Annotated in this window: 22 protein-coding genes; 5 read left to right on the forward strand and 17 right to left on the reverse strand. The window is 57.6% G+C overall.

Annotated features, from left to right (window positions below):
- Positions 1–45: 45 nt before the first annotated feature.
- The 14 genes from I6N98_RS15190 to I6N98_RS15255 form a co-directional block, all read right to left on the reverse strand.
- Entirely contained in the window at positions 46–2670 is a 2625-nt protein-coding gene (locus I6N98_RS15190; protein WP_198569173.1) for a TonB-dependent receptor domain-containing protein, read from the reverse strand.
- Positions 2671–2795: 125 nt separating this feature from the next.
- Positions 2796–4466 carry a hypothetical protein gene (locus I6N98_RS15195; protein WP_198569174.1) on the reverse strand — a complete coding sequence of 557 codons (1671 nt, stop codon included), beginning with the start codon at positions 4464–4466 and terminating at the stop codon, positions 2796–2798.
- A gap of 348 nt (positions 4467–4814) precedes the next feature.
- Positions 4815–6107: an adenylosuccinate synthase gene (locus I6N98_RS15200; RefSeq protein WP_198569175.1), complete on the reverse strand. Its 1293-nt coding sequence runs from the start codon at positions 6105–6107 to the stop codon at positions 4815–4817.
- 21 nt (positions 6108–6128) lie between these two features.
- Positions 6129–7301, reverse strand: coding sequence for an ATP phosphoribosyltransferase regulatory subunit (locus tag I6N98_RS15205; protein ID WP_198569176.1), 1173 nt, complete (start codon positions 7299–7301; stop codon positions 6129–6131).
- A gap of 78 nt (positions 7302–7379) precedes the next feature.
- Positions 7380–7565, reverse strand: coding sequence for a DUF2065 domain-containing protein (locus I6N98_RS15210; RefSeq protein WP_198569177.1), 186 nt, complete (start codon positions 7563–7565; stop codon positions 7380–7382).
- Between the two features lie 180 nt (positions 7566–7745).
- Positions 7746–8618, reverse strand: coding sequence for a protease modulator HflC (hflC, locus tag I6N98_RS15215; RefSeq protein ID WP_198569178.1), 873 nt, complete (start codon positions 8616–8618; stop codon positions 7746–7748).
- Between the two features lie 2 nt (positions 8619–8620).
- Entirely contained in the window at positions 8621–9769 is a 1149-nt protein-coding gene (gene hflK, locus I6N98_RS15220) for an FtsH protease activity modulator HflK (RefSeq protein ID WP_198569179.1), read from the reverse strand.
- A gap of 140 nt (positions 9770–9909) precedes the next feature.
- Positions 9910–11196, reverse strand: coding sequence for a ribosome rescue GTPase HflX (hflX, locus tag I6N98_RS15225; protein WP_198569180.1), 1287 nt, complete (start codon positions 11194–11196; stop codon positions 9910–9912).
- A gap of 23 nt (positions 11197–11219) precedes the next feature.
- On the reverse strand, positions 11220–11474 hold the full coding sequence (hfq, locus tag I6N98_RS15230) for an RNA chaperone Hfq (protein WP_198569181.1): 255 nt from the start codon (positions 11472–11474) through the stop codon (positions 11220–11222).
- A 123-nt stretch (positions 11475–11597) separates the two neighbouring features.
- Positions 11598–12578 carry a tRNA (adenosine(37)-N6)-dimethylallyltransferase MiaA gene (miaA, locus tag I6N98_RS15235; protein WP_337924597.1) on the reverse strand — a complete coding sequence of 327 codons (981 nt, stop codon included), beginning with the start codon at positions 12576–12578 and terminating at the stop codon, positions 11598–11600.
- Positions 12568–14394: a DNA mismatch repair endonuclease MutL gene (mutL, locus tag I6N98_RS15240; protein WP_198569183.1), complete on the reverse strand. Its 1827-nt coding sequence runs from the start codon at positions 14392–14394 to the stop codon at positions 12568–12570. The genes miaA and mutL overlap by 11 nt, the downstream gene beginning before the upstream one ends.
- Positions 14395–14400: 6 nt before the next feature.
- The gene (locus I6N98_RS15245) at positions 14401–15729 is read right to left on the reverse strand and encodes an N-acetylmuramoyl-L-alanine amidase (RefSeq protein ID WP_198569184.1); all 1329 of its coding nucleotides are present in this window, start codon (positions 15727–15729) and stop codon (positions 14401–14403) included.
- Entirely contained in the window at positions 15722–16174 is a 453-nt protein-coding gene (gene tsaE, locus I6N98_RS15250) for a tRNA (adenosine(37)-N6)-threonylcarbamoyltransferase complex ATPase subunit type 1 TsaE (RefSeq protein WP_198571681.1), read from the reverse strand. Before tsaE ends, I6N98_RS15245 begins: the two co-directional genes overlap by 8 nt.
- A gap of 16 nt (positions 16175–16190) precedes the next feature.
- The gene (locus I6N98_RS15255; RefSeq protein ID WP_232787364.1) at positions 16191–17732 is read right to left on the reverse strand and encodes an NAD(P)H-hydrate dehydratase; all 1542 of its coding nucleotides are present in this window, start codon (positions 17730–17732) and stop codon (positions 16191–16193) included.
- A gap of 203 nt (positions 17733–17935) precedes the next feature.
- Between I6N98_RS15255 and queG the strand changes: the two genes are divergently transcribed.
- Complete coding sequence (gene queG / locus I6N98_RS15260; protein WP_198569185.1) at positions 17936–19015, forward strand: tRNA epoxyqueuosine(34) reductase QueG; 1080 nt, start codon at positions 17936–17938, stop codon at positions 19013–19015.
- Between the two features lie 31 nt (positions 19016–19046).
- Here queG and orn read toward each other — a convergent pair whose 3' ends face one another.
- Positions 19047–19589, reverse strand: coding sequence for an oligoribonuclease (gene orn / locus I6N98_RS15265; protein WP_198569186.1), 543 nt, complete (start codon positions 19587–19589; stop codon positions 19047–19049).
- 106 nt (positions 19590–19695) lie between these two features.
- Between orn and rsgA the strand changes: the two genes are divergently transcribed.
- The 3 genes from rsgA to asd all read left to right on the forward strand — a co-directional run bounded on the left by rsgA (position 19696) and on the right by asd (position 22521).
- Complete coding sequence (rsgA, locus tag I6N98_RS15270; protein WP_198569187.1) at positions 19696–20697, forward strand: small ribosomal subunit biogenesis GTPase RsgA; 1002 nt, start codon at positions 19696–19698, stop codon at positions 20695–20697.
- 54 nt (positions 20698–20751) lie between these two features.
- Complete coding sequence (locus tag I6N98_RS15275; protein WP_198569188.1) at positions 20752–21588, forward strand: sulfurtransferase; 837 nt, start codon at positions 20752–20754, stop codon at positions 21586–21588.
- Between the two features lie 78 nt (positions 21589–21666).
- Positions 21667–22521: an archaetidylserine decarboxylase gene (gene asd, locus I6N98_RS15280; RefSeq protein WP_232787365.1), complete on the forward strand. Its 855-nt coding sequence runs from the start codon at positions 21667–21669 to the stop codon at positions 22519–22521.
- Positions 22522–22540: 19 nt separating this feature from the next.
- Here asd and epmA read toward each other — a convergent pair whose 3' ends face one another.
- Together epmA and efp are read right to left on the reverse strand one after the other, a co-directional pair.
- On the reverse strand, positions 22541–23503 hold the full coding sequence (gene epmA / locus I6N98_RS15285; RefSeq protein WP_198569189.1) for an EF-P lysine aminoacylase EpmA: 963 nt from the start codon (positions 23501–23503) through the stop codon (positions 22541–22543).
- 1 nt (position 23504) lies between these two features.
- A complete protein-coding gene (efp, locus tag I6N98_RS15290; RefSeq protein ID WP_198569190.1) occupies positions 23505–24074 on the reverse strand; it encodes an elongation factor P in 570 nt (189 codons plus the stop codon).
- 74 nt (positions 24075–24148) lie between these two features.
- Here efp and epmB point away from each other — a divergent pair, with 74 nt between their 5' ends.
- On the forward strand, positions 24149–25159 hold the full coding sequence (epmB, locus tag I6N98_RS15295) for an EF-P beta-lysylation protein EpmB (RefSeq protein WP_198569191.1): 1011 nt from the start codon (positions 24149–24151) through the stop codon (positions 25157–25159).
- The last annotated feature ends 18 nt before the right edge of the window (positions 25160–25177 follow it).

Below are 25177 nucleotides of genomic sequence, written 5' to 3' on the forward strand. Positions count from 1 at the left end.
CGCCCGTAGGCGCCTAAAGTCTGGAATCTAAAGAAAGAACGTCGCTTAATACTTCCAGCTCAGGCTCACACCAAAACTGGTACCGACCTCTTGCTCAAGAATGACGGTATTTCTACCAGCCGAGTTCTTCTGTTCGAATTCACGCTGAGAATCGAGCAGATTGCTCACTTTGACTTTCATCGACAACTGCTGTGTTGGATACCAGTTGTAGATCAAGTCCAGTGAGTGGAATGGCTGTTCAAAAGCGTCATCATTACCCTGGGTACCAGCAAAGAAAATGCGTTCACCGGATACGTTATACAGCAGCGAAGCGCTGTGCTGCTCGTCTGGAGAGTCATATCCGAGAGAAGCATTCATCACGTACTCAGAGTGGCCTGTTAAGCGCCGATCGGAATTTGTCACTTCGTTATTGTTGGTAATGCTAATCTCAGAGTCACTCAGCGTTACATTACCCGACAAGAAGAATCCAGCTGGTAACGTTACCAAGCCTTCAAACTCCACACCCATGACCTCGCCACTGTCACCGTTGAGGTAGGTCAACACAGTATCGTCGTCAGAGCCGGCGCCTTCAACTTGTTCGATAGGTAAGTCCAAGTCTTTGTAGAACAACGAGACAGTGAAATTATCTCCGTCGTCGTAGTAAAACTCACCGCGAATTTCGAAGTTGCTAACTTGAGTGGTTTCTAAGGCAGGGTTACCAAACACACGAACGTTTAGCTCTGGGTCGATATAGGCAACGTCAGCCAATTCCCGCAAATCTGGACGCACCACCGTTTCACTGACACCGAAGCGAATCTGATACTCCTCGGTACCAAAAAGGCCGTTACCCAAGTACGTTGCTGCCGCACTGAAATAGGTATCGTCTTCTGTAATGGCAAAGGTCTGGTCCGGGTCGTTTAGTTGATCGCCAAGTTGTCCGATTGAAACGCCAGTGAAATCTAGCAGGTCTACCGGCAGTACCGCTTGCTGGTATTCTTCCCAACGCGCGCCGAGAGTAAAGCGCCAGCTCACACCCAGGCGATAATCCAGGCCACCGTAAGTGGCATTGACTTTCTGCGCAGCGACGTAGCTCTCATTACCAAAACCCGACCCCATAGACAGGTCGAAGTCGTTGTTGAGGTCAGAGATGTTGGCATCGGTGAAGACCGTTTGTGGTATACCTACATAAGTCTGATTGGTACCAACATTTGCGGTATAGCCGTAATATTCACGCGTTTTTTCTGATGCCCACCAACCAGCGGTGAAGGTGAGTTCGTCGTTGCCAACAAATACCGGCAACTCAAATTTACCACCATAGCTGTCCATCTCATCGATCAGCTCGAGAAACTCAAATTGACCAGCAGTGGCAGAGCTATCGATTGTTGCCGTTGCGGGATTAGTATTAAGGTCCAGTGAACCCTTAAAGCTTGACGCGTTTGGAATATCGGTTGTGGCCTCTGCGTCAGAGTAAAACCACTCAAAGTCCAGCATCTCCAAGGCTTTAATGGGCGCCCACTCGCCCAGACGGTGGTTACCCGTTAATTGATTCAACGTTAACTCACGTTCTTCCAACCGGGTTTCATAAGTCAGATTAGGTAAGCGCTCTTGAGGTGGGTTGTTGTTATCAAAGGCTTGAGTAATCCGCGCCTCTTCATACTCATTGGTAATGACGTAACTACTGAGCTCTACAGAGTGATCTGCTGTATATTCAGCACCGAGCAGGAATGCCAGGGTTGTGCGTTCGTCCCGCGCTGTACGCTCTATCTTGGCATTGTTGAGGTCTGGGTTACCGACTCCTCGCTCAATCTGATCTTTGTTGCGGAATTTTTCGCTGTAGGCACCGCTGATAGATGCGCCAACAACCCAGTCTCTAGAGACATCCCAGGCATTGCCTAAATCGACTTTGACATCGGTATCGGGATCCAAAGAACCATCTGAGATACCAACTTTACGATTCAAAGACAGAATCAAGTCGCGCTGAATTTGTTCTGCTTGCTGATTTGAAAACGCCTGACCTGATGCTTTAGCCTCAGTATCGCGGATATTTGAGGTCGATAAATCACCGCGATACCGATTTATTGCTGATTTGATCTGCCCCGGTAAAGAGCTTGAGCCGCTTTCTGGGAAAGTCAGCCCATCCTCACTAGCGGTATTGATTCCAGTACCTATGGAGATATTAGCAACCGGACCGCTTGGCACGCTCTTAGTGCGAATATCTATCGCACCGCCGCCAAAGTTTGCCGGCAGATCTGGGCCCCATGATTTCTGAACCTTCAGCGATTCGACGATCGACGCAGGAAAAAGGTCGAGAGGAATAACGCTTCGTGCCAAATCCGGCGATGGCACGGCGGCGCCATTTACCGTCACGGAGGTATAACGCTCGCCCAATCCGCGAACGTAGATAAACTTGTTGTCAACAAGGGTCAGGCCGGTCACGCGGCGAAGAGCAGCACCAATGGTGCTGTCGCCGGCACGGGAAATCGCCTCAAAGCCGAGGAAGTCGGCAGAGTATCCAAGCTCTAGCCGCTCGTCGGTCAGTGACGCTGCCACACTCTGCAGACGCCCGACGACAACCACTTCTTCCAGGGTGGGCGCCTTAATGCCTTCAGACTCTTGAGCCAGAGACAGACCACTTGACCCCACACCGAGTCCGGCCAGGGCGATGGCCGCAACAATTGGTTTTTTACGCATGATGATCACATCCAAAGTGTTCCGAAAAATGCCCTCGAAAAAATGAGAGCGCTAAACAATAAAACGGGCGGGGTGTGGAGCTACGTCCCCGCCCTTCCTGCGGAACAGGACTTTGTCGAGACCGCTTACGGGTTCAGCGGAGCACTCAGGCCTACAGTCCAGCCACTCAGCCAGTTGTCACCGGCATTGGCGCCACCAACGTAGCTGGGAGCTTCAAAGTAAGAATCGACTGCAGACACATCGGTTAGATCAGTAGCTTGGTTGAATACTTCAACACCGCTACCGTCTGTGATGGTCGAGGCAGTCAGGTATCCACGTGATCCGGGAACACCTGTAATCAGGCTTTGAGCAGGCAAATCAGCGCCAGTGATGATGACATTTTTGGCATTAGTGCTGCCATTTGCCAGCCATTCCGCCGTCTTAAAATCTTGGTCGTTAGCAGCATCAACACCTTCTTTTGTAGCTTCAGAACAAGCGATTACGTTGCTGCTGGCGATACTAGTGCCATCAATCGCTGCTGCAATTGTTTGCGGCCCTTCGGAATCATCCAGTTCAAGACACTCGTTACTTTCCATACCAGGGGCATTGGAAGTGATCACCGAGTTGTACATTTCAAAGAATGCGCCCTCGCGAAACAAAGGACCTTCTGAAGAGCCTTTGGAAGAGGGGTTTTGACCGGCACCTTCGCTGACAAATGAAGTCACACAAGTCAGGTTAGAGATGATCAATTTAGTGGTGGGAGTAATGCCATCGTCACGGTTACCACCAGTGTTATCACCTTCAATACAACGGTTGGCGCCAGAGGTGTGAACAACAACAGCGTATTGGATCTTGCCGTTGTAACCTTCTGAGTAGTCGATGGAGTCGTCACCGACGTTAACAGCGACGATGTGGTCCAGGTTAACTGCGCCACCAAACATCTCGAAGCCATCATCTTGGGAGGTGTAAGTTTGAACGTGACTGATAGTGGTGCCGCTACCAACCCCATTCAAAGTCAGCGCGTTCAGCTCGTTACCGTCGACTACTTCGAAGCCAGCGTGCTTGATAACGACATACTCAAGAACACCTGAGTTCTCCGCATCGTTGTTACCACCGTAAGTAGCCGGACGACCTTCTGCAGTTTGGTTACAGTTGTGAACGTTGTTGTTGGTAGGATCGAAATCGCTCACATTGCCAGAGCCAGAACCTGTGTTGGTACCGTCGTGACACTTGTTGGTACGGCCATTACCGTTGATCTGAATCCCGCCCCACAGGCCGCGATCGCTTTCAGTCGCAGAGCCATCGATATCTTCATCGGCGGTGAAAATGATAGGCGATCCCGCCGTGCCTTCAGCAAAAATTTGCGAGCCGCGAGCGATGCGCACATAGCCTTCGGCGCGGGTGAAAACCATGGTAGAACCCGCTGCGATGGTCACAGATGGGCCTTCACCTTCTTGAGGAATTGGTGTGCCTGCAGCAGCCTCTTGGGCATCAACGTCATCACCGATAAACAGGGAGTCGGCAAAGATGTGGTTGCCGGCAATCGCGCCAAAGGTGATGTCTGTCAGGATAGGATTGGTAGAGCTAACAAAGCTGGCGGGATAAAAGCAGTCAGAGCCTTGCGCTTCGCCCTGGAAAGTTTGACCGTTCTCTTCGTAACTAGCGCAGGAGTTGGTAGCGCCGCCACCGCTGTTGTTCTGGCTGTTATCGACGCTGTTGTCGATAGTAGTCGGCTTGAGGTTGATATCACCACCGCCACCGCAGCCCACCAAGGCCATAGCTGACGCGAGGGCAGTTAAAGCAAAAAGCTTTTTCATAAGACTTATCTCCGGAACCATTTGCGTGGGTTTCTAGGATTGGTTTCGGGACGTATGCTAGGTTCAGGCGGTGACAGCTATGTGAATGTAATATTTCAGTTATGTGACAAAGGACGGCCCAATGCCGGCCAATAAATAGAGTACTTTTATTTGACGGGCGCAACACCGGTCTTTACGGCGCCTTGGCGGGATTTGCCCTACACAAGACCAATAGGGAGATGACGAATATTTGAAGGGAAATGCCGGAGTGTAAATATTTACACTCCGTATGCTAGCGGCACGGCTTAATCGAAACGGTACCTAATGAGCGGAGGCTTTACTAGAAAGGAGCTCTACTGGAAAGAGCCCCTACTGAAAGGGATGCCGCAGCACAATGGTTTCCACGCGATCGGGGCCGGTGGAGATAATGTCGATGGGCACCCCGACAATGCTTTCAATCTTCTTTATATAAGCACGAGCATTGCTGGGCAACTCGTCGAGGGATTTCGCACCGACAGTGGATTCCGACCACCCCGGCATATCTTCATAAATGGGCGTGATGTCACCGTAGTCTTCGCAGTCAAAGGGGGCAGCGATGGAGTTACCGGCGGCATCCTTGTAGTCGACACAGACCTTTACCGTGTCTAAGCCATCCAGTACGTCCAACTTGGTCAGGCACAATCCCGTGACACTATTAATACGCACCGCCTGGCGAAGGGCGACACCGTCGAACCAACCGCAGCGGCGGGCGCGGCCGGTGGTGGCACCAAACTCGTGGCCCTGTTTGGCCAAGTGGGCGCCGATATCGTCATGCAACTCTGTGGGGAAAGGACCACTGCCCACACGGGTGGTGTAAGCCTTGGTAATACCCAGCACATAATCGAGGTAGAGGGGGCCAAACCCGCTGCCTGTCGCAGTGCCACCTGCGGTGGTATTGGAGGAGGTCACAAAGGGATAGGTGCCGTGGTCGATATCCAGAAGCGAGCCTTGGGCGCCTTCGAACAGAATATTGGCTCCGTCTTCACGGTACTGATGCAGGGTACTCGTGACATCTTCAACCAGCGGCTTCAGCTCTTGGGCCATTTGCAAGGCTTCGTCCAGGGTTGTTTGGTAGTCCACCGCCTCGACTTTGTAGTACTCAGTGAGGGCGAAGTTGTGGTACTCCATCACCTCTTTAAGCTTGTCGGCAAAACGTTCGGTATTGAACATGTCCCCCAAGCGGAGACCGCGGCGGGCCACTTTGTCCTCATAGGCAGGCCCGATACCTCGCCCAGTGGTACCAATTTTGGCATCGCCTCTGGCCAGCTCACGGGCCTGATCCAAGGCTACGTGATAGGGCAGAATCAGCGGACAAGCCGGGCTCAGACGCAAACGATCACGAACCGGTACGCCTTTTTCTTCGAGTTCGCGCATTTCTTTGAGCAGCGCTTCCGGTGACAGCACCACACCGTTGCCGATCAGGCACTTGACGCCTTCCCGCAAAATACCCGAGGGAATAAGGTGGAGAACCGTTTTTTCTCCTCCAATAACCAGGGTGTGACCGGCATTGTGCCCCCCTTGAAAACGGGCAACAGCGTTAGCCTGATCCGTCAACAGATCAACGATCTTGCCTTTGCCCTCGTCGCCCCACTGGGTGCCCAATACCACTACGTTCTTGCTCATATCCCGTTCTCTGGATAAACCTTATTCACCCAGCGGTCGCACTGACCACTGTCCATCGTTTTCGACCAATTGCCGGTCGCAATCTTCGCCCGGACGTTGCCCGGGCAATCCTGTAACCACTGTTTCACCGGATTGTCGCAGCGCTTGTACCGCCTGCCATTGTGCGGGCTCCTCACTGTAAGGAGCGAAAACACCAAGCGTTGATGCAGTATCAGGCAACAAGCCCAGCAAGGCCTTCAGGTCAATGCTGAAACCGGTAGCCGGGCGCGCCCTACCAAAAACTTCGCCAATATCGTCATAGCGACCGCCGGAAGCTAAGGCCTGGCCGTGCTCTTGTACCAGCGCCGAAAACACCAAGCCGGTATGGTAGTGATAACCGCGCAATTCGGCCAGATCAAAATAGAAGGCCACATCGGGCATACGGGCTGTTAGCGCCGCAGCGAGTCCTTCAAGGCTGTCTATTGCCTCAAGCGCCGGCGGAATATCACTGAACAATGCCCTCCCCCGAGCCAAGACATCGCTGCCACCGTGCAGCATGGCCAGGCCACGCAGCTGCTCAGCCTGTTTGTCCGGCAGTGATAGTTGATCGACAAACACCGCCAACTCGGCAGCGGCTTTGCGCTGGAGGATATCGAAATAAACTTGCTCTTTCTCTCCGCTGAGGCCAGCGGCGGCCGTCACTGCCTGATAGATGCCCACATGCCCAACATCCAGGGTCAGGCCTTCTAGTCCGGCAGTGCGCAGGGTCTCCAGCATCAGGCATATGATTTCCAAATCGCTGGCCGAACTGTTGTCACCGTAGAGCTCTGCCCCAAGTTGAATGGGAGAGCGCGAGGCCAGCGGTTTTTTGGGTTTGGTGTGCAATACGCTACCGGCATAACACAAACGCACCGGACCTTCGCGCTTCATACTGTGGGCGTCAATCCGGGCAGCTTGGGGAGTAATATCAGCCCGCAAACCCATCATTCGGCCAGTCAATTGGTCGGTCACCCTGAAGGTAAGTAGGTCAATATCGCCGCCAAGTCCAACCAACAGTGATTCGGTGTATTCCAGCAGGGGGGGGATGACCAACTCATAGCCCCAGCGTTGGAACAAATCCAGCAGGGAACGCCGCAAGCTCTCCACTTGCCTTGCTTCGGCAGGCAGGAGTTCTTCGACACCGTCGGGGAGTAACCAGCGATCTACCAGGGTCATTGTCTCTACGTGCTCTGTCTATCTTTATGGATCTGTGCTTTGTGGATCTGTGGGCTTATTGGCGGTGAGCCCTGGGGTTCAGCGAAAAACACTCAACAGTATCAGGCCAGATACCATGCTTATCAGCCCAGCAATGCGCACCGAACGGCTGTCCATATCCGCCATCCGGTAGGCCAGCAAACGCCAGCGCTCGGGGCTCGCAAAGGGTAAAATGCCTTCAATGACCAGCACCAGGCTCAGCGCCACCGCCAGCTCTTGCCACATTTCTTCACCCCGTTAAAACAAAAAAATCCGCGCTGCGCGCGAGACAGCGAGGTCCCGGCTCAGCCCGGATGCGCGCATCATAGCACAATGCGCGAGTCGGTGTTCAGTGCTGGAGAAGCGAGGTCGATGGACTGCCCGACCGTCGAACCGGTGCCCAGCACCGATTCGACCTGTGATCAGCTATTTACCGCCGCTTTGTTCGAGGTAGCGAAAGAACTCATCGTCGGTGTCGACAACCAGCAAATCCCCTTTGCTAGCAAAGGACTTGCGGTAGGCTTCCAAGCTGCGGACAAAGGCATAAAACTCGGGGTCAGCGCTGAAGGCTTCGGCGTAGATCGCAGAGGCCTCGGCATCGCCTTCACCACGAATGATCTCCGAATCCCGGTAAGCATTGGCGGCAATGATCGTGCGCTGGCGATCTGCGGTGGCGCGAATTTTCTCCGCCTGCTCTTTACCGGTCGAGCGGTGCTCACGAGCCTCCCGCTCCCGCTCGGACTTCATCCGGTCAAACACCGATTGGCTGACCTGAGTGGGCAGATCGATACGTTTGACCCGGACGTCTACCAGCTCGATACCGAATTCCCGAACGGTGATCTTGTTGAGATCCCGAGTGAGCTCGGTCATCAGCAAGTCCCGCTCACCGGACACCACTTCGTGGAAGGTCCGCTCACCAAATTTGTCCCGCAAACCGGTGTTGATGCGCTGGGCCAGCAACCCTTCGGCGCGAATCTCTTCACCGTTGGTGGCGGTGTAGAATTTCTCGGTTTCGCTGACCCTCCACTTGGCGTAGTAGTCCACGTCCAGCGGTTTTTTCTCGATAGTGAGATAGCGCTGAGTAGGCGCGTCCAAGGTCAGAATGCGGCGCTCGAACTTGCGTATGGTATGCACAAAGGGCGTTTTGATGTGCAGGCCAGTCTCGACGTTGGGGTTGACTACCTCACCAAACTTGAGCTGCACCGCGCGCTGGGTCTCACTTACGATAAAAAGGGAATTGTAGGCCAGAACGATCAGCCCCAGCACCACTAAAAGTACGGTAAATTGACGGCTAGCCATGATTAACGACCCTCCCGGCGCGTGCTTTGGCTGTCGCGGCGCAACTGCTCAATGACTTTATCGGTAAGCTCGCGGATATCCACTTCCTGATTCCGAGGTTGCCGCGCGCTGGCGCTGGAGTCCATCAGCTTGTCCAGGGGCAGGTACATCATGTTATTGCCACCCTCAACATCCACCATCACCTTGGTGGACTCCGAATAGACCTCTTGGATCGCATCGATGTATAGACGCTCCCGCGTTACCTTAGGGGCTTTCTTGTACTCAGCCAGCAGCTGCGAAAAACGCTGCGCCTGACCCTGGGCATTGGCAATCACTTGCTCTTTGTAACCCTGAGCTTCTTCGAGCTGCCGCTGGGCCTTACCTCTGGCCTCAGGGATGATGCCGTTGGCATAGGCTTCCGCCTCATTCTTGAGACGCTCGCGATCCTCTTTGGCCCGGGTCACATCGTCAAAGGCGTCCTGCACCTGGGAAGGTGGTTGGGCGTCGTCGATGTTGACCTTGGCCACCTGGATACCGCTCTGATAGGTATTCAGGTAAGCCTGAAGCCGCTCCTGGGTATCCCGAGCCACCTCTTCCCGGCCCTCGGTGATGACTTGATCCATCCGCGAGCTACCCACCACATGGCGAAGGGCACTCTCCAGCGCATGCTCCAGGCTGAGCTCGGGGCTCTTGACCTTCAACAGGAAGTCAGAGGGGTTGGCGACGGTGTACTGCACCGATACCGCAATATCGACGATATTCTCGTCCTCGGTCAGCATTTGCCCCCGGCTAGATGCAGCCCGCACCTTGGTGACGTTGATCACATTGACCTCGTCCACCAGCGGAGGATTCCAACGCAGACCCGGCATAACGGTTTGATAGTACTGGCCCAAGCGCAATACGACGGCACGCTCTTGCTGGTCAACCTGATAGAAACCAAACAGCCCCCATACCGAAACAGCCAACACCGCCAATACCACCAGCGCACTGGGGCTAAGCTGAAACCCGCCGCCACCGCTGTTGCCGCGATTGCCGTTACCACCACCAAATATCTTGTTTAGACGCTCCTGAAGCTTCTTTAGCGCCTCATCCAGATCTGGCGGCCCCTGGTTCTTTCCACCACCACCCCAGGGGTCGTTGTCGCGTCCGCCACCCGGTTCATTCCAGGCCATACCTGTCTCCTGTGTTATATCGGGACTGTATCGATATATTGTTTGTGGAACTCGCTTTTGCTAAGTCCCTGATTTACGGCGGGCAGTCTAGCAGATTTACCCACAGCTGCTAACTGGAACCGGCGCCCGCGCCCTCACTACTATCTGGCGTGCAGGGACGCCTCACTCACCGCTTCTGCAGCCAGAAAGCGCTGCCAATCGACTGCCGGCAAACGTAGGTGTAGTTGAACAGAGCCGTCGTCGTTATGGGTTTCAGACTGCACGGCGCTGAGGCTGTACAGGCGCGCCCTGAGTCGGCCCTGCTCGGCACCGAGGGTCACTTCGGTCTCTACCACATCTTCACACAGTAGTTCGCTCAGGGCCTGGGTAAATAAATCGAGACCTTCTCTTCGCCGCGCCGACAGCCAAACCCGACGAGGTTTGCCCTCTTCCCATCGATCAATACGGCATTCGCCGCCCAGCAGATCGGTTTTGTTATAGACCTCAAGCACTGGCAGTTCGTCGGCGCCGATCTCTTTCAGCACAGTATTAACCTGGAGGATATTGTCGTCCCGCTCGGGATCGGCAGAATCGATCACGTGAACCAGTAAATCCGCCATCGCCGCTTCTTCCAGCGTCGCCCGAAACGCCTCTACCAATTTGTGAGGCAAGTGGCGGATAAAGCCCACCGTATCGGTCAGCACCACTGGCCCGACGTCGTCGATGGGAATGCGGCGCACAGTTGGGTCAAGGGTGGCAAATAGCTGATCGGCGGCGTAAACCTCCGATGTGGTCAGGGCGTTGAACAGGGTAGATTTGCCGGCGTTGGTATAGCCGACAATTGACACCGCGGGGATATCGGCGCGCTGACGAGCGCGACGGGCCTGCTGGCGCTGGCGACGCACCTTACCGAGCCGCGACTGGATACTTTTGATCCGCGCCCGCAATAGTCGGCGGTCAGTTTCCAGCTGGGTTTCACCCGGGCCGCGCAGGCCGATGCCGCCCTTCTGCCTCTCCAGGTGAGTCCAGCCGCGGATCAGCCGCGTCGACATATGTTCAAGCTGTGCCAGCTCGACCTGGAGTTTACCTTCGTGGGTGCGTGCCCGCTGGGCAAAGATATCGAGAATCAAGCCAGTGCGGTCTAACACCCTGCACTTTAGCTCGCGCTCGATATTGCGTTCCTGACTGGGGGAGAGCGCGTGATTAAACAACACCAGTTCGCCCTGGTGTTGTGCCAGCGCGGCGCGGATTTCCTCCAGCTTGCCAGAACCGACAAACAAACGGGGATCAGGGTGTTGACGTTGACCACCGATGAACGCCACCGGATCACCCCCAGCGGAGGTGACCAGTTGGATAAACTCATCGGGATCTTCGCGCTCGTCTTCACTGCGTAAATCCAGGTGAACCAATATTGCCCGTTCACCGGAATCGGGTCGTTCAAATAGCAAGGACGAACCTCAAGAAATGAGTGCTACTCGTCGTTTTGCTCGTCATCTTCCGGCGGATGAGCCATAGGCAGGCGCACCACACGGGACGGCACAACGGTAGAGATCGCATGTTTGTACACCATCTGGCTGACCGTATTCTTCAGTAACACCACAAACTGATCGAAAGATTCGATCTGTCCCTGGAGCTTGATACCGTTAACCAGATAAATTGATACCGGAATACGCTCCTTGCGAAGAATATTCAGATAAGGGTCTTGTAAGCTATGCCCTTTTGACATGGTGTAGCCTCCTGTTTGCCCAAAACGGGCATTAATCAAAGCGCAATCGCACTGTCCAGCTGATAGACCAACAACGGGACGGTGAGTTCGCTAAAGCCTGGGTAAAGTCAAGTATAGCGCAAGTCATCCCTGGAGCGCATGGTTTATCAGTTGTAAAGCCTGATTTAGCGCCGCCGACCCGGTTTTTGGGCTTGATTCACCCCTTGGGTCGCGGCTGTCCAGCCAATGTAGGTTATCCCATCCCCGCAGCCATGTCATTTGTCGCTTGGCCAGTTGCCGACTGGCGATCAAGGCTCTGTCAAAGGCTTCGTCCAGGTCCCACTGCCCTTCCAAGTACTGCCATACTTGGCGATAGCCCACCGCGCGCACCGCCGGGAGCTCGTCGTTGAGGTCGCCCCGAGCGTACAGCCCCCGCACCTCGTCGACAAATCCATTGGCAAACATCTGCTTCAGGCGAATCTCAATGCGCTGATGCAGCACTTTGCGGTCATCGGGGGCGATAGCCAACTGCAAAAACCGGTAGGGCGGGCGCTGCGCCGCCTGACGGGCTTGCCACTCGCTAATCGGCACTCCGCTGACTCGGTACACTTCAAGCGCCCGAGACAAACGCTGGGAATGATTGGGGTGAATGCGGGAGGCTGCCACCGGATCGACTTTCTCCAGTTCGGCATGCACCGCTGGCCACCCCCGCTGGGCGGCAAGGGCTTCGATATCGGCGCGCACCTGCGGTTCGGCCGCGGGCATCTCTGCCAAGCCCTCCAACAGTGCCTTGAAGTACAGCATGGTGCCACCCACCAGCAGTGGGATACGCCCTCTTGCCTCCGACTCTGCCATGGCAGCCAGGGCATCCCGGCGAAAATCCGCTGCAGAGTAGGGCTGAGACGGATCGCAGATATCCACCAGGGCATGGGGGTAACGGCGCAGGGTGTCGGCGTCGGGCTTGGCACTGCCAATATCCAGCCCCCGATATACCAGCGCCGAGTCCACACTGATCAGATCGCAAGGCAGCGCATCGCTGATCGCCATAGCCAGGTCGGTTTTACCGGAGGCGGTGGGCCCCATCAGACAAATCGCCAGCGGCTGTTGCGAAGGGTTAGCGGCCACGCAAAAACCACTTATCCAGCTCGCCGAGGCCGACTTGCACCCAGGTGGGGCGGCCGTGATTGCACTGGCCACTACGCTCGGTGGCCTCCATATCCCGCAGCAGGGCATTCATTTCCGGTATGGTGAGGCGGCGATTGGCTCGCACCGAGCCGTGGCAGGCCATGGTCGACAGGATTTCGTTAATGTGGGCGGCGATTCGGTCGCTGCTGCCATATTCCAGCAAATCCGCCAACACATCTCTAACCAACTGCTCCACATCACTGTCGGCGAGAATGACCGGCAACTCCCGCACCGAGATGGCTTCCTCGGCCATACGTTCAACCTTCAGGCCCAGCTGGGCAAAGACCTCGGCGTGCTGCTCGGCGCAATCCGCCTCCCGCTCACTGACGGCAATGCTGCGTGGCACCAGCAGCGGCTGGCTGCGCAGGCCTTCCCCTTCCCTGGCGGCCTTCATTCGCTCGTAGGTGATGCGCTCGTGGGCGGCGTGCATGTCCACCAGCACCATACCCTGTTGATTCTCGGCAAGAATATAAATGCCCTTCAGCTGGGCCAAGGCGTAACCCAAGGGTGGTGGTTCGCTGTCGTCCTGGGGCTCCCCTTCCAGTAGTTGACCATAACGTGCCGCGGTGTCAGCGACCTGTCCCGGCGGGGGCGAAAACGACTGGGGCGAGGGCGAATAGCCACGACTCTCTGAGCCGAAGGACGGTGCCGGCGAGGGCGCCTCCCGCAGTGGCATCGCAGCCTGCTGAGGGGCATGGGCCGGGGCTTGCGACAGCTCTTCAGCTAACGAGGCCGCTTGCGGCGCGGTATCGGGCCGCACGTCTGCCAACACCTTGTGCAGAGTGCGAAAGATAAAATCGTGCACCGCCCGGCCGTCTCGAAAGCGCACCTCGTGCTTGGTGGGATGCACATTGACATCTACCGAGGCCGGATCGAGCTCCAGGTAAAGCACAAACGCGGGATGACGACCGTGGAAAAGCACATCCCGATAGGCCTGCCTCACCGCATGGGCCACCAGGCGGTCGCGGATATAGCGACCATTGACATAAAAATGCTGCAGATCGGCCTGACTGCGAGAAAAACTGGGCAGAGCCACCCAACCCCAAAGCCGCAGGCCGATAGCGCTGCGATCCAAAAACAGCGCGTTTTCCATAAAGGCCGGGCCGCATACCGACGCCAGTCGGCGCTCCTGCTCCAGCTGGCTGGCGGCTGGCTTCAGGCTGTGCACCGCACGGCCGTTATGGCGCAGGCTGAAGCCGACGTCGTAGCGTCCCAGGGCCTGGCGCTTGACCACCTCATCCAGGTGGTTGAACTCGGTTTTTTCAGTGCGCAAGAACTTGCGGCGGGCCGGAGTATTGAAGAACAGATCTCGCACTTCCACCGTGGTGCCCTGTGGGTGGGCAACCGGCGCCACCACCGCCGCCATATCCCGCCCTTCGCTGCGGGCCGACCAGCCGGTTTCGGCACCGGCCACCGCGGTACTCAAACACAAACGCGATACTGAGCTGATACTGGCCAAGGCCTCGCCCCGGAAGCCGAGGCTGGCAACCGCCTCCAGGTCTTCGAGTGCCGCAATTTTGCTGGTGGCATGGCGACTCAGAGCCAGCGGCAGATCGTCTTTATCGATGCCGGCACCATCGTCCCGCACCCGGATCAGTTTAACGCCGCCCTCTTCGATCTCCAGGTCGACCCGACGGGCACCGGCATCGAGACTGTTTTCCACCAGTTCTTTAACCACTGACGCGGGACGTTCAACAACCTCCCCCGCCGCGATCTGGTTGGCGAGACGCGGGTCTAGCAAGTGTATTTTTGACATGTAGGTCTAGGACGCTGGAATCTGGATTCGTTGGCCGGCGCGAATACTGCTGCCGGAGATACCGTTGTGTTGTTGCAGGTCTCGCACCGAGACGTTGTGGCGCTGGGCAATATCCGACAGCGTGTCTCCCCGGGCGATCACGTACTCTCGAGGCCCCGCCGGAGCCGTAACATCGCCCCGCTTCACCGCAGCAAAGTAGGTATCCGGTGGCGGACTGTCACGGAAGTAGCGATCGATACCGTCGTAGATAGCCTGAGCCATGCGGCTCTGATAGTGATCGGTTTTGAGGCGCCCCGCTTCAGTGGGGTTGGAGATAAACCCCGTCTCTACCAGCAGCGAGGGAATATCCGGGGATTTCAACACCGCAAAGCCCGCCTGTTCAACCCGCTTGCTGTGCAGGCGGGAGATTTTATCCATCTCAGACAACAGCTGCGCGCCCACACTTAGGCTGGCATCCAGGGTCGCAGTCATCGATAAATCGGTCAGCACCCCGGCCAGTACATGATCTTTGTCGGACAAGCTTACCCCGCCTACCAAGTCGGCTTTGTTCTCCCGCTTGGCTAAAATCCGCGCCGTGGCACTGGTGGCGCCGCGCTTGGACAGGGCATACACCGAACTGCCATTGGCCCGGGGGTCGGTAAAGGCGTCGGCATGAATAGAAACAAAGAAGTCGGCCTGAGCCTGGCGCGCCAGATCACGGCGTTTGGCGAGGCCCACATAGTAATCGCCGTCGCGGATCATCACCACTCGATAACCCTTGCGGGCTTCAAATTTGCGCTGCAGCTTCTTGGCAATGCGGTATACCACATCTTTTTCCTGCAGCCGCCCCGGCCCGATAGCGCCGGGGTCCTCACCACCGTGACCCGCATCAATGGCAATAACCACATCGCGCTGCTGGGCATCACTCACACTTTTCACTACCCGCGGCGCTTCGCTTTTGCCTTGGTCGAGAAAATCCACCACCAGACGATCATCCATCCCGGCCTCGGCGTTGGCGGGCAGAAAGAAACTTCGCGCCTGCACATCGGCACTGAGGTCAAACACTACCCGTAACGTGCCATCGGCCTTACCGGCGTGACGAAGACCCTGAATGGGGCTGTTTTCAAAGGTGAGGCCCGCGGTAGCGGTGGCCATTTTGGTGCTGGCAATATCCAGCACCAAACGGTGGGGATTGGAAAGGGTGATAACCTCGTGCTTGGCAGGGCCGCTGAGGTCAAAGACCACTCGACTGTGGTCGGGAGCCCGCCAGAAGCGAATATCCTGGATATCGGCTGCCTGTAGCGGCAACGCTAGGGTTAAGCTGCCACACAGGGCGAATATGAGTCGTCTAATCATGCTTTTTCATCGCCGTGACGATCGACCGGCCGCGACCGCTTTCACCCTGTAGTTCCAGCCGCCGGCCCGCTCCTTGCTGCCCAATGCTAACGCGGATATCCGGCGATGGCAAAACGCCTCGGCCCCGCTCCGACCATTCAACCAGGCAAACCGCAGTCGGCTCGAAGTAATCGCGAATACCCATGTACTCCAACTCCTCCGGATCGCCCAGGCGGTATAAATCAAAATGGAACACGGCCCCATCGCTGAGGGAGTAAGGCTCCACCAGCGTATAGGTGGGGCTTTTCACCGGCCCATCATGGCCAAAGGCTCGCAGTACGCCGCAACACAGGGTGGTTTTACCCGCTCCCAGCTGGCCTTCCAGATAGATCACTGCGCCGCCTTTTGCCGCCGTTCCCAATGCCTGGCCCGCACTCACGGTCGCCGCTTCGTCAAGCAAATTCATCGTTAGGGAGTACTCGTCAGCCACTGGCGACCTCTATACCGTTTACCGCTGTTATACCATTTACCGCTTTGCGGATATTGGCCACCACGTCGCCGGCAAGCATGCCGACCTGACCGTCGGCGGCAGCCAGATCGGCAGCCAAGTTATGAACTGCGGCGCCAATCCGCGCCGCCCCCACCGGGGGCAGGTGCTGAGCCAACAGCGCTGCAATCACACCGGTGAGCGCGTCGCCCATGCCGCCGCTGGCCATACCGGGGTTGCCCCCCCCCACGACCCAAAGCTGCGAATCGTCGCAAACGATCGTCCCCGCACCCTTTAACAAGACCACGGCACCATAGCGCCGGTTCAATTCTCGGGCCGCAGCAAAGCGGTCAGCCTGAACCTCCTCAACATCGCCCCCCAACAACCGGGCTGCCTCGCCAGGGTGAGGCGTAATTATCCGCGCAGCGTGCTCCACGCCGAGGTCAACCTGCTTTGATGCCACCAAATTGAGGGCGTCGGCGTCTACCACCGCGGGTAAGTCGCTAGCGAGCACCGCACTGAGCAATACGCGTCCCCACTCGGCCTGACCAAGCCCCGGCCCCGCAGCCACCACTGAGGCCCGCGCCAGCAGTGGTGCCAGCGCATCGCCACTGTCCACAGCGTGGGCCATGACTTCGGGGCGCGCCGCTACCAGAGCGGGAATATGGGCAGCACGGGTAGCGCAGGATACTAGTCCAGCCCCACAGCGGCCTGCCGCGGACGCCGACAACAGTGCCGCACCCGCCATACCGCTATCGCCACCCACTACCAGTACATGGCCAAAGCGGCCTTTATGGGCGGTGGGGCTTCGCCGCGACAGGGCCAGAGCAATATCCCTGTAGTCAGTTCTCAAGGCTGACGGCGGCATAGCATCTAGAATGTCTCGGGGAACCTGCAAATCGTCAAAGACAAGTTCCCCCACAACCTCGGCGGCGGCACCGGTAAACAGCCCTCGCTTTAGGCCAATAAAGGTCATGGTGGCCTGCGCCCGCAGAGCCTCGCCAAGCAAGCGACCGGTATCACTGCACAGGCCGGAGGGAATATCCACCGCTATCACCGGAGCCGGGCTGGCATTAATGACGGCAATGGCCTCGGCATAACGAGCGCGCACCGCGCCACTCAAGCCAGTACCCAACATGGCATCCACTACGATGCCTCCCGCCGCAGGTGACTGGCCTGCCCAGGGAGTAATCGCAACACCGCTGTTTTCCGCCCAAACTTTCGCGGTCAGCGCATCTCCTTTTAGTTTATCGGACAGCGCCCACACCCTGACCGGGATCCCTGCCTCTGCCGCCAATGCAGCCACCACATAGCCATCGCCACCGTTATTGCCGCCCCCGCAGAATACCTCTATGGGCGTGCAGTGTGCCCAGCGCTGTTGAATCAGCGTAAAGGCCGCTCGCCCGGCCCGGGTCATTAGCTCAAAGCCGGGGATACCGCTGCCGATGGCTTGCCGATCCAGCTCACGAACCTGCTCGGCAGTGAACAGTGCCCGGGGCAACTGCACTCCCCGGGGATTCAGTCGATCTGGTAGCACCACAAGCTCCCTAGTATTCACCGTGTTGTAGCAAGGTCTAGTTGATTTCCATGAACGGCGACCATACTCGCCGCATTGGCAGTGTCAGACACACTCTGGACACGTGTAAACTAGCGCCATGATACCGCGCCCACTGAATTTCCACACCCGGCAAGGCCGCCGTCCTGTGCAAGATTTTCTCTTCCATTGGGGAGAGCTGATCGATGCCTGATCCCCAGCAACTGGCCGAGCAAATCAAAGCCTGGGGCGAGGAGCTCGGCTTTGCACATATCGGTATTAGTCCAGCGGCCAATGATCAGCACGCCCAACGGCTTCGTGAATGGCTGGACCGGGACTTTCACGGTGAGATGCACTATATGCGTGACCGGGAAGCCCTGCGCAGCGACCCTGACGCCCTGCTCCCCGGCACCATTCGGGTTATCAGTGCCCGCATGGACTACCTGACTTCTGCCAGCACTGGTGAAAGCGAGGCAGCGTTGGCGGACCCCCGCAAAGCTTACATTTCCCGCTATGCCCTGGGTCGTGATTACCATAAATTGATTCGCAAGCGTTTGGCGGCACTGGCTACTCGCATTAGCGAAGCCGCGGGCGGGCAGCACCGGGCCTTTGTCGACAGCGCCCCGGTGCTGGAACGGGGCTTTGCCGAACAAGCGGGACTGGGCTGGATCGGCAAAAACAGCATGCTGATCAACAGCCGGGCGGGCTCGTGGTTTTTCCTCGGCGAGATATACACCGACATTCCGCTGCCCACCGACCCACCCCAGCAAACCGGCCACTGCGGTACTTGCCGTAGCTGTATCGACGACTGTCCTACCGACGCCATCGTCGCCCCCTACCAGGTGGATGCCCGGCGCTGTATCTCTTACCTTACGATCGAACTCAAAGGCGCCATTCCCGAAACGCTGCGCCCGGCTATGGGTAATCGCGTATTTGGCTGCGACGATTGCCAATTGGTCTGCCCCTGGAACAAATTTGCCCAAGCTTCCGGGGAAGAAGACTTTCGCCCCCGGCACAACCTGGACGACAGCGAACTGCTGAGCCTGTTTATGTGGACTGAACAAGAGTTTCTCGATCGCACCGCCGGCTCGGCCATACGTCGCATCGGCTATGAGGGCTGGTTGCGGAATCTGGCCGTGGGCCTGGGCAATGCGCCCTACGATGAAGCTATCGCCGCCGGCTTACAGCGGCGACGGGGGGAAGCCTCGGAACTGGTCGGGGAACATATCGATTGGGCGCTAACTCAGCAGCAACGCAAGCGGGACCAGCTCGCCACTGACCGCTAAACCCCAGCAGCCGCGCTGCGGTCTTGATAGCTTATTGTTTGAAGAAGTAGGCCCGGTAGTGCTTGAGTTCTTCAATGGAGTCTTTCACGTCTTCCAGGGCCAGGTGGGCGCCATTTTTTTTCACGCCATCCAGCAGGTCCGGCTGCCAACGCCGGGCCAGTTCTTTGATGGTGCTGACATCCAAATTGCGGTAGTGGAAGTAGGCTTCCAGCTTAGGCATCTCCCGGGCCAGGAAACGGCGATCCTGGCAGATGCTGTTGCCACACATTGGCGACACCCCTTCATCCACATGCTTGCGCAAGAAATCCAGGGTTAAACGCTCCGCCTCCTCGGCGGTCATACAGGTGTCTCGAACCCGCTTGGTAAGGCCGGACTGCTCGTGCTGGCGGGTGTTCCACTCATCCATTGCATCCAGAACGTCGTCGCTTTGGTGAATGGCAAACACCGGCCCCTCGTCGATGATATTGAGGTCACCATCGGTCACCACCGTGGCAATCTCGATGATATGGTCGTTCTGGGTGTCCAATCCGGTCATTTCCAGGTCGATCCAGATCAGATTCATCTCTTTTGTCATAAAAGCCCTTCCCCGTGTCGGTATGACCTCTGAGCATGATTCGCAAAGCCATGGATTGTAGCAGCAGCTGGGTTACCATAGCGCAACACCGTGATAAGCGATACGCATGAGTCGACGTAAAATCAGCCGCCAGCAGCGTTGGCGCATTGAAAAAGTCCAGGCCGAGCGGGCCGAAAGGGCCAAGCGCCGCGACGCTCAGCTCGACCAGAACCTCAGCGAAGGGGACCTCGGCGAGTTGCAACCCGGGCTTATCGTCAGCCACTTTGGCCAGCAGGTCGAGGTGGAGGGGGACGACGGTCAACGACAGCGCTGCCACGTGCGCAGCCACCTGGATGGTCTGGTGACCGGCGATCGAGTCGCCTGGCACGCCGGCAACCCCACCGGCGTGGTCACCGCCCGGGAGGAGCGCCGCTCGCTGCTGAGCCGCCCCGATAGTTTCGGCAAACTCAAGCCGGTGGCGGCGAATATCGACCGTATTGTTATTGTGGTGGCCAGCGAGCCGGCCGCCCATGCCAACCTGATCGACCGCTATCTGGTTGCTTCCGAGCACCTTGGTATTCCGCCACTACTGCTGCTGAATAAATCCGACCTGCTGAGCGAGGATCACCCGCTTCACGCGGTGCTGGCGCGCTATCGGCATATCGGCTATCCAGTAGTCACGGCGTCCACCAAGGTGGATCACGGGCTGGACACCCTCAAAGCCACACTCAGGGACCAAATCAGCATATTTGTCGGCCAATCTGGGGTAGGCAAATCCTCATTGGTTAACTCCCTCCTGCCCGGCACCGAGACACGAGTTGGCGCGCTGTCCGATGCCGCCGCCAAGGGCCGCCACACCACCACCACCGCCCGATTGTTTCATTTCCCAGAAGGCGGCAGCCTGATCGACTCCCCCGGAATTCGTGAGTTTGGCCTGTGGAACCTGGACAGAGAGGCTGTCACCGCCGGTTTTATTGAATTCCGGCCTTTTATAGGCCGCTGCCGCTTTCGCGACTGCCGTCACGAACAGGAACCGGGCTGCGCCCTGCAAGAGGCCATCGACGCCGGCAAGATCGATGACCATCGGGTGGCCAGTTACCGGCAGATAGTGAACAGCCTGGAGGAGTGAGCGTCTAATACTTTGCTACACTCTTTAATCACGACGACCAAAAGGACCACCACTATGCAAGACTGGCCGCTGCTACTGGAAGCCGATCAACTGGACGATCACCTCAAGGCTCACCCAGATGATCCGGAGCTGCTGATTCTGGACACCAGCAGCGCCGATAACTATCACAAGCACCACGTGCCCGGCGCCATCCATATACCGCCCGCCCGCCTCCAGCGGGGCGAAAAGCCGGCAGTGGGCAAACTTCCCAGCCAAGAGCAGCTGGAGGCCCTGTTTTCTGAAGTGGGGCTCACCCCCGACAAACATGTGGTTGCCTACGACGATGAGGGCGGCGGCTGGGCCGGGCGACTGATCTGGACCCTGGATGTGATCGGTCACACCCGCTACTCCTATCTCAATGGCGGACTGCAGGCCTGGGTTAACGAGGGGCATCCGGTGGAAACCGCCCCCGCTACCGCCACCCCCAGCAATGTGGATATCCACATCGACAGCACCGTTATGGCCGATATCGAAAGCTTCCTGAAACTGCTGGGCAACAGCCAGCTGGCCATCTGGGATGCCCGCTCGGCGGAGGAGTATCGGGGAGAGAAAGTACTGGCCAAGCGTGGCGGCCACATCCCTGGCGCCGCTAACCTGGACTGGCTGGAGTTGATGGACAGGGACCGCAACCTACGCCTTAAGGACCTGTCTACCCTGCAATCTATGCTCAACGAGCGGGGCATTACCGCCGACAAAACGGTGATCACCCACTGCCAGAGCCACCACCGTTCCGGCCTGACCTATCTGGTGATGAAACTGTTGGACTACCCCCATATCAAAGCCTACGACGGCTCCTGGGGGGAATGGGGCAACCGCGAAGACACCCCTGTGAACACCGGCGACGAGCCGTAAAAACGACAAACGCAACGCAGGGAAGCGCTTGCGCTATAATGCCGCCGCCCACGTGCTGACCAAAAGCGAGACCCTGTCGTGCAAGCTGCCTTTATAGCCCTGCAACACCTGCTGCCCCAACACCTGTTATCCCGCTTGATGGGGTGGCTGGCCGAATGCCGCTGGCGCTGGCTAAAGAACCTGTGGATCTCGCTGTGGATCAAGCACTTCCAGGTTGACATGTCGGAAGCCGAGAGCAGCGACCTGGACGCCTACCCCAATTTCAATACCTTTTTTACCCGTGCGCTCAAGGAAGGTGCCCGCCCCCTGGCCGATGGCAGTGATGCCCTGCTCTGTCCCGCCGACGGTGCCATCAGTCAGCTGGGACGCATCGGCAACGGCCGCATCTTTCAGGCCAAAGGTCGGGACTACAGCCTGGTGGAGTTACTGGGCGGCGACCGCTCCCTGGCACACACCTTTGACGACGGCCACTTTGCCACCATCTATCTGTCGCCCCGGGACTATCACCGGGTGCATATGCCGGTCACCGGCACCCTGCGCAGCATGCACTACATCCCCGGCAAGTTGTTCTCGGTAAATGCCACCACTGCCGCCAGAGTCCCCTCTTTGTTTGCCCGCAACGAGCGGGCGGTCTGTATTTTCGAGGGCGACAACGGCCCCTTCGCGATGATCTTAGTGGGAGCGATGATTGTGGCGGGCATCGAAACAGTGTGGGATGGCCAGGTGGCACCGCCAACTCGGTCAGTGCAGGTCAGACACTATCCCGACCAGCGGGAGATCGTATTGCAACGGGGCGAGGAAATGGGCCGCTTCAAGCTGGGCTCAACGGTGATTCTGCTGTTTGGCCGGGACCAGATCAGCTGGCTGGAATCCTTCCAGGCTGGCAGCCCAACCCGAATGGGAGAAGCGCTGGGCCAGATAACGTCAAAATGAGCAGCGTGAAATCTGCCAGCTAAACCCTCTCCAGAGGGAAGGCAATCACCTCATCAATCGTAGTGGCGTCGCAGTGCAGCATGGCCAGGCGATCAAAGCCCATGGCCACCCCCACGCAGGCCGGCAACCCCGCCTGCATAGCCTGCAACAGCGCCCGATCAATCGGCGGCATGGACAGCCCGGCCTGCTGCCGTTGTGAATGATCGGCACGAATGCGGCGCACTAACTCACCGGCGTCCCGCAACTCATCGTAGCCGTTAGCCAACTCCATACCCCGGTAATAGACCTCAAAGCGCTTCGCCACAGCATGACCACTAGCATCGTCTTCGACCCGAGCCAGTGCTGCCTGGCTGGCGGGGAAATCTTCAACCACGGTAATCTGATCCGCGGGCAGCGATGGCTCCACAACCGCGGACATCAATAGCTGCAGCCAGGTATCCCGGTCTTCGCTGTCAAAGCTCAGCTCCAAGTGGTGCTGGGCACAATTGCGCAACTCGGACAGCGAAGCCGCAAACGGGTCCAACTCCAACTCTTCAACAAAAAGATCGCGGTAACTTCGGCGAATGACGGCAAGGTCCGCGCCGGCCGCCAGTTGCACGATGGCGCAGACATCGTCGATGAGCCCGTCGAATGACTGGTCGGGCCGATACCACTCCAGCATGGTAAATTCGGGGTTGTGGCGACGCCCCCGCTCGCCGCGACGAAAGGCCTTACAGATCTGGTAGATGGGGCCGCTGCCAGCGGCCACCAGCCGCTTCATGGCAAACTCAGGGGAAGTCTGCAGATACAGCCAAGTGTCGTTATCGGCAGGATGGCGGGCGGCGATGGCTTCAATATGGGGGTCCGTCACCGGGGCCGAGGCCAGCAATGGCGTCTCCACCTCCATCACGCCCCGCTGAGCGAAAAACTGCCGCACGGCCATCAGCAGCGCGGCCCGGCGACCCAGCGCATCAAAGGAGGCTGTGGGTCGCCAGTCAGACAACTTAGCTTTTCACCCGGCTGACGTACTCACCAGTGCGGGTATCAACCCGGATCACTTCCCCCTGACTGATAAACAGCGGGACTTTTACCACCGCACCGGTGCTGAGGTGGGCCGGCTTGGTGCCACCCTGAGCCGTGTCGCCTTTTAGACCCGGGTCAGTCTCGACAATCTCCAGCTCGACAAAATTCGGCGGCGTTACCGAAATGGGCGCACCGTTATAAAGGGTAACCGAGCACACGTCCTGCTCTTTGAGCCAGCTGGCGGCGTCGCCAACGGCCTTGAGGTCGGCCTGAACCTGGTCGAAGGTGGTGGGGTCCATAAAGTGGTAGAACTCACCATCGTTGTAGAGGTATTCCATATCTTGGTCGATGACGTCCGCGCCCTCCAGGGACTCACCGGACTTAAAGGTACGCTCCCAAACCCGACCGGTATTGAGGTTACGCAGCTTAACGCGGTTAAATGCCTGACCCTTGCCGGGCTTTACAAACTCGTTATCGAGAATGGAACAGGGTTCACCATCGAGCATGACTTTCAGCCCGGAACGGAATTCATTGGTAGAATAGTTGGCCATAACATCCCTCGGAAATTGGGCAAATTCGCTGACCGGCGCCGCCAGGTTCTGCCGCCGGAGTTAAAAAGGGCACAATGATACCTGTTAACACAACAATTTTGCAGACTGCCGGCTGGCAGGAGCAATTACGCGATATGGTCCGCGATGGCAAGGAACTGTTGCAGCTGCTGCAACTGGACCCTGACGCCATGCCAGATATCTCCGCCGCTCTGCGCCAGTTTCCCCTGCGGGTGCCCAGGCACTTCGTCGGCAAGATGCGTCCTGGCGACTGGCGCGACCCCCTGCTGCTCCAGGTTTTGCCACAAAAGGCGGAAAACGACCTGCAGCCGGGCTTTGTTGACGACCCCCTTGGGGAGCGCCATGCTAACCCGGCACCGGGGCTGATCCACAAGTATCACGGCCGGGTATTGATGATTACCACTCCGGCTTGTGCGGTGCACTGCCGCTACTGCTTTCGGCGCAACTTCCCGTATCAGGACAACAACCCCAGCCGGGCACACTGGCAGCAGGCGTTGGATTACATCTCCGCCCGCCCGGATATTGGCGAGGTCATCCTCAGTGGTGGCGACCCGCTTTCCGCCAGCGACGACTACCTGGCAGAACTTATCGCGCGAATTGCGGCGATTCCCCATGTCCACACCCTCAGACTCCACAGCCGCCTGCCGGTAGTTTTACCGGCACGCGTGACCGACTCACTGCTGCAAGTATTGACGCAGCACCGGATGCAAACAGTGTTGGTCATTCACAGCAATCACCCCAACGAGCTGGACCAAGACACTGCCACTGCCCTCCAGAATTTGCGGCGGGCGGGGATTACCCTGCTCAATCAAAGTGTTCTTCTTAAAGGGATCAACGACGATGCCGATACACTGGCTACGCTAAGCGAGCGGCTGTTTCAGTGCCACACCTTGCCTTACTATCTACATTTGCTGGACAAAGTTCGCGGCGCCGGGCATTTTGAATGCAGTCAGCAGCGCGCACAGCAACTGCGTGAGTCACTGTTGGTCCGCCTACCAGGCTACCTGGTGCCTCGCCTGGTTAGAGAAGAGGCCGGCGCAAGCAGTAAAACGCCAATTGCGATATGATCTAATAAACGGTATTTA

It is taken from the genome of Spongiibacter nanhainus, from assembly GCF_016132545.1.
GTDB lineage: Bacteria > Pseudomonadota > Gammaproteobacteria > Pseudomonadales > Spongiibacteraceae > Spongiibacter > Spongiibacter nanhainus.

Excerpts from the sequence above, each read along its gene's own strand:
- I6N98_RS15190 (WP_198569173.1), bottom strand. The coding sequence starts at position 2,670 with ATGCGTAAAAAACCAATTGTTGCGGCCATCGCCCTGGCCGGACTCGGT.
- I6N98_RS15195 (WP_198569174.1), bottom strand. The coding sequence starts at position 4,466 with ATGAAAAAGCTTTTTGCTTTAACTGCCCTCGCGTCAGCTATGGCCTTG.
- I6N98_RS15200 (WP_198569175.1), bottom strand. The coding sequence starts at position 6,107 with ATGAGCAAGAACGTAGTGGTATTGGGCACCCAGTGGGGCGACGAGGGC.
- I6N98_RS15205 (WP_198569176.1), bottom strand. The coding sequence starts at position 7,301 with ATGACCCTGGTAGATCGCTGGTTACTCCCCGACGGTGTCGAAGAACTC.
- I6N98_RS15210 (WP_198569177.1), bottom strand. The coding sequence starts at position 7,565 with ATGTGGCAAGAGCTGGCGGTGGCGCTGAGCCTGGTGCTGGTCATTGAA.
- hflC (WP_198569178.1), bottom strand. The coding sequence starts at position 8,618 with ATGGCTAGCCGTCAATTTACCGTACTTTTAGTGGTGCTGGGGCTGATC.
- hflK (WP_198569179.1), bottom strand. The coding sequence starts at position 9,769 with ATGGCCTGGAATGAACCGGGTGGCGGACGCGACAACGACCCCTGGGGT.
- hfq (WP_198569181.1), bottom strand. The coding sequence starts at position 11,474 with ATGTCAAAAGGGCATAGCTTACAAGACCCTTATCTGAATATTCTTCGC.
- mutL (WP_198569183.1), bottom strand. The coding sequence starts at position 14,394 with ATGTCAAAAATACACTTGCTAGACCCGCGTCTCGCCAACCAGATCGCG.
- I6N98_RS15245 (WP_198569184.1), bottom strand. The coding sequence starts at position 15,729 with ATGATTAGACGACTCATATTCGCCCTGTGTGGCAGCTTAACCCTAGCG.
- tsaE (WP_198571681.1), bottom strand. The coding sequence starts at position 16,174 with ATGAATTTGCTTGACGAAGCGGCGACCGTGAGTGCGGGCCAGGCATTG.
- queG (WP_198569185.1), top strand. The coding sequence starts at position 17,936 with ATGCCTGATCCCCAGCAACTGGCCGAGCAAATCAAAGCCTGGGGCGAG.
- orn (WP_198569186.1), bottom strand. The coding sequence starts at position 19,589 with ATGACAAAAGAGATGAATCTGATCTGGATCGACCTGGAAATGACCGGA.
- rsgA (WP_198569187.1), top strand. The coding sequence starts at position 19,696 with ATGAGTCGACGTAAAATCAGCCGCCAGCAGCGTTGGCGCATTGAAAAA.
- I6N98_RS15275 (WP_198569188.1), top strand. The coding sequence starts at position 20,752 with ATGCAAGACTGGCCGCTGCTACTGGAAGCCGATCAACTGGACGATCAC.
- efp (WP_198569190.1), bottom strand. The coding sequence starts at position 24,074 with ATGGCCAACTATTCTACCAATGAATTCCGTTCCGGGCTGAAAGTCATG.
- epmB (WP_198569191.1), top strand. The coding sequence starts at position 24,149 with ATGATACCTGTTAACACAACAATTTTGCAGACTGCCGGCTGGCAGGAG.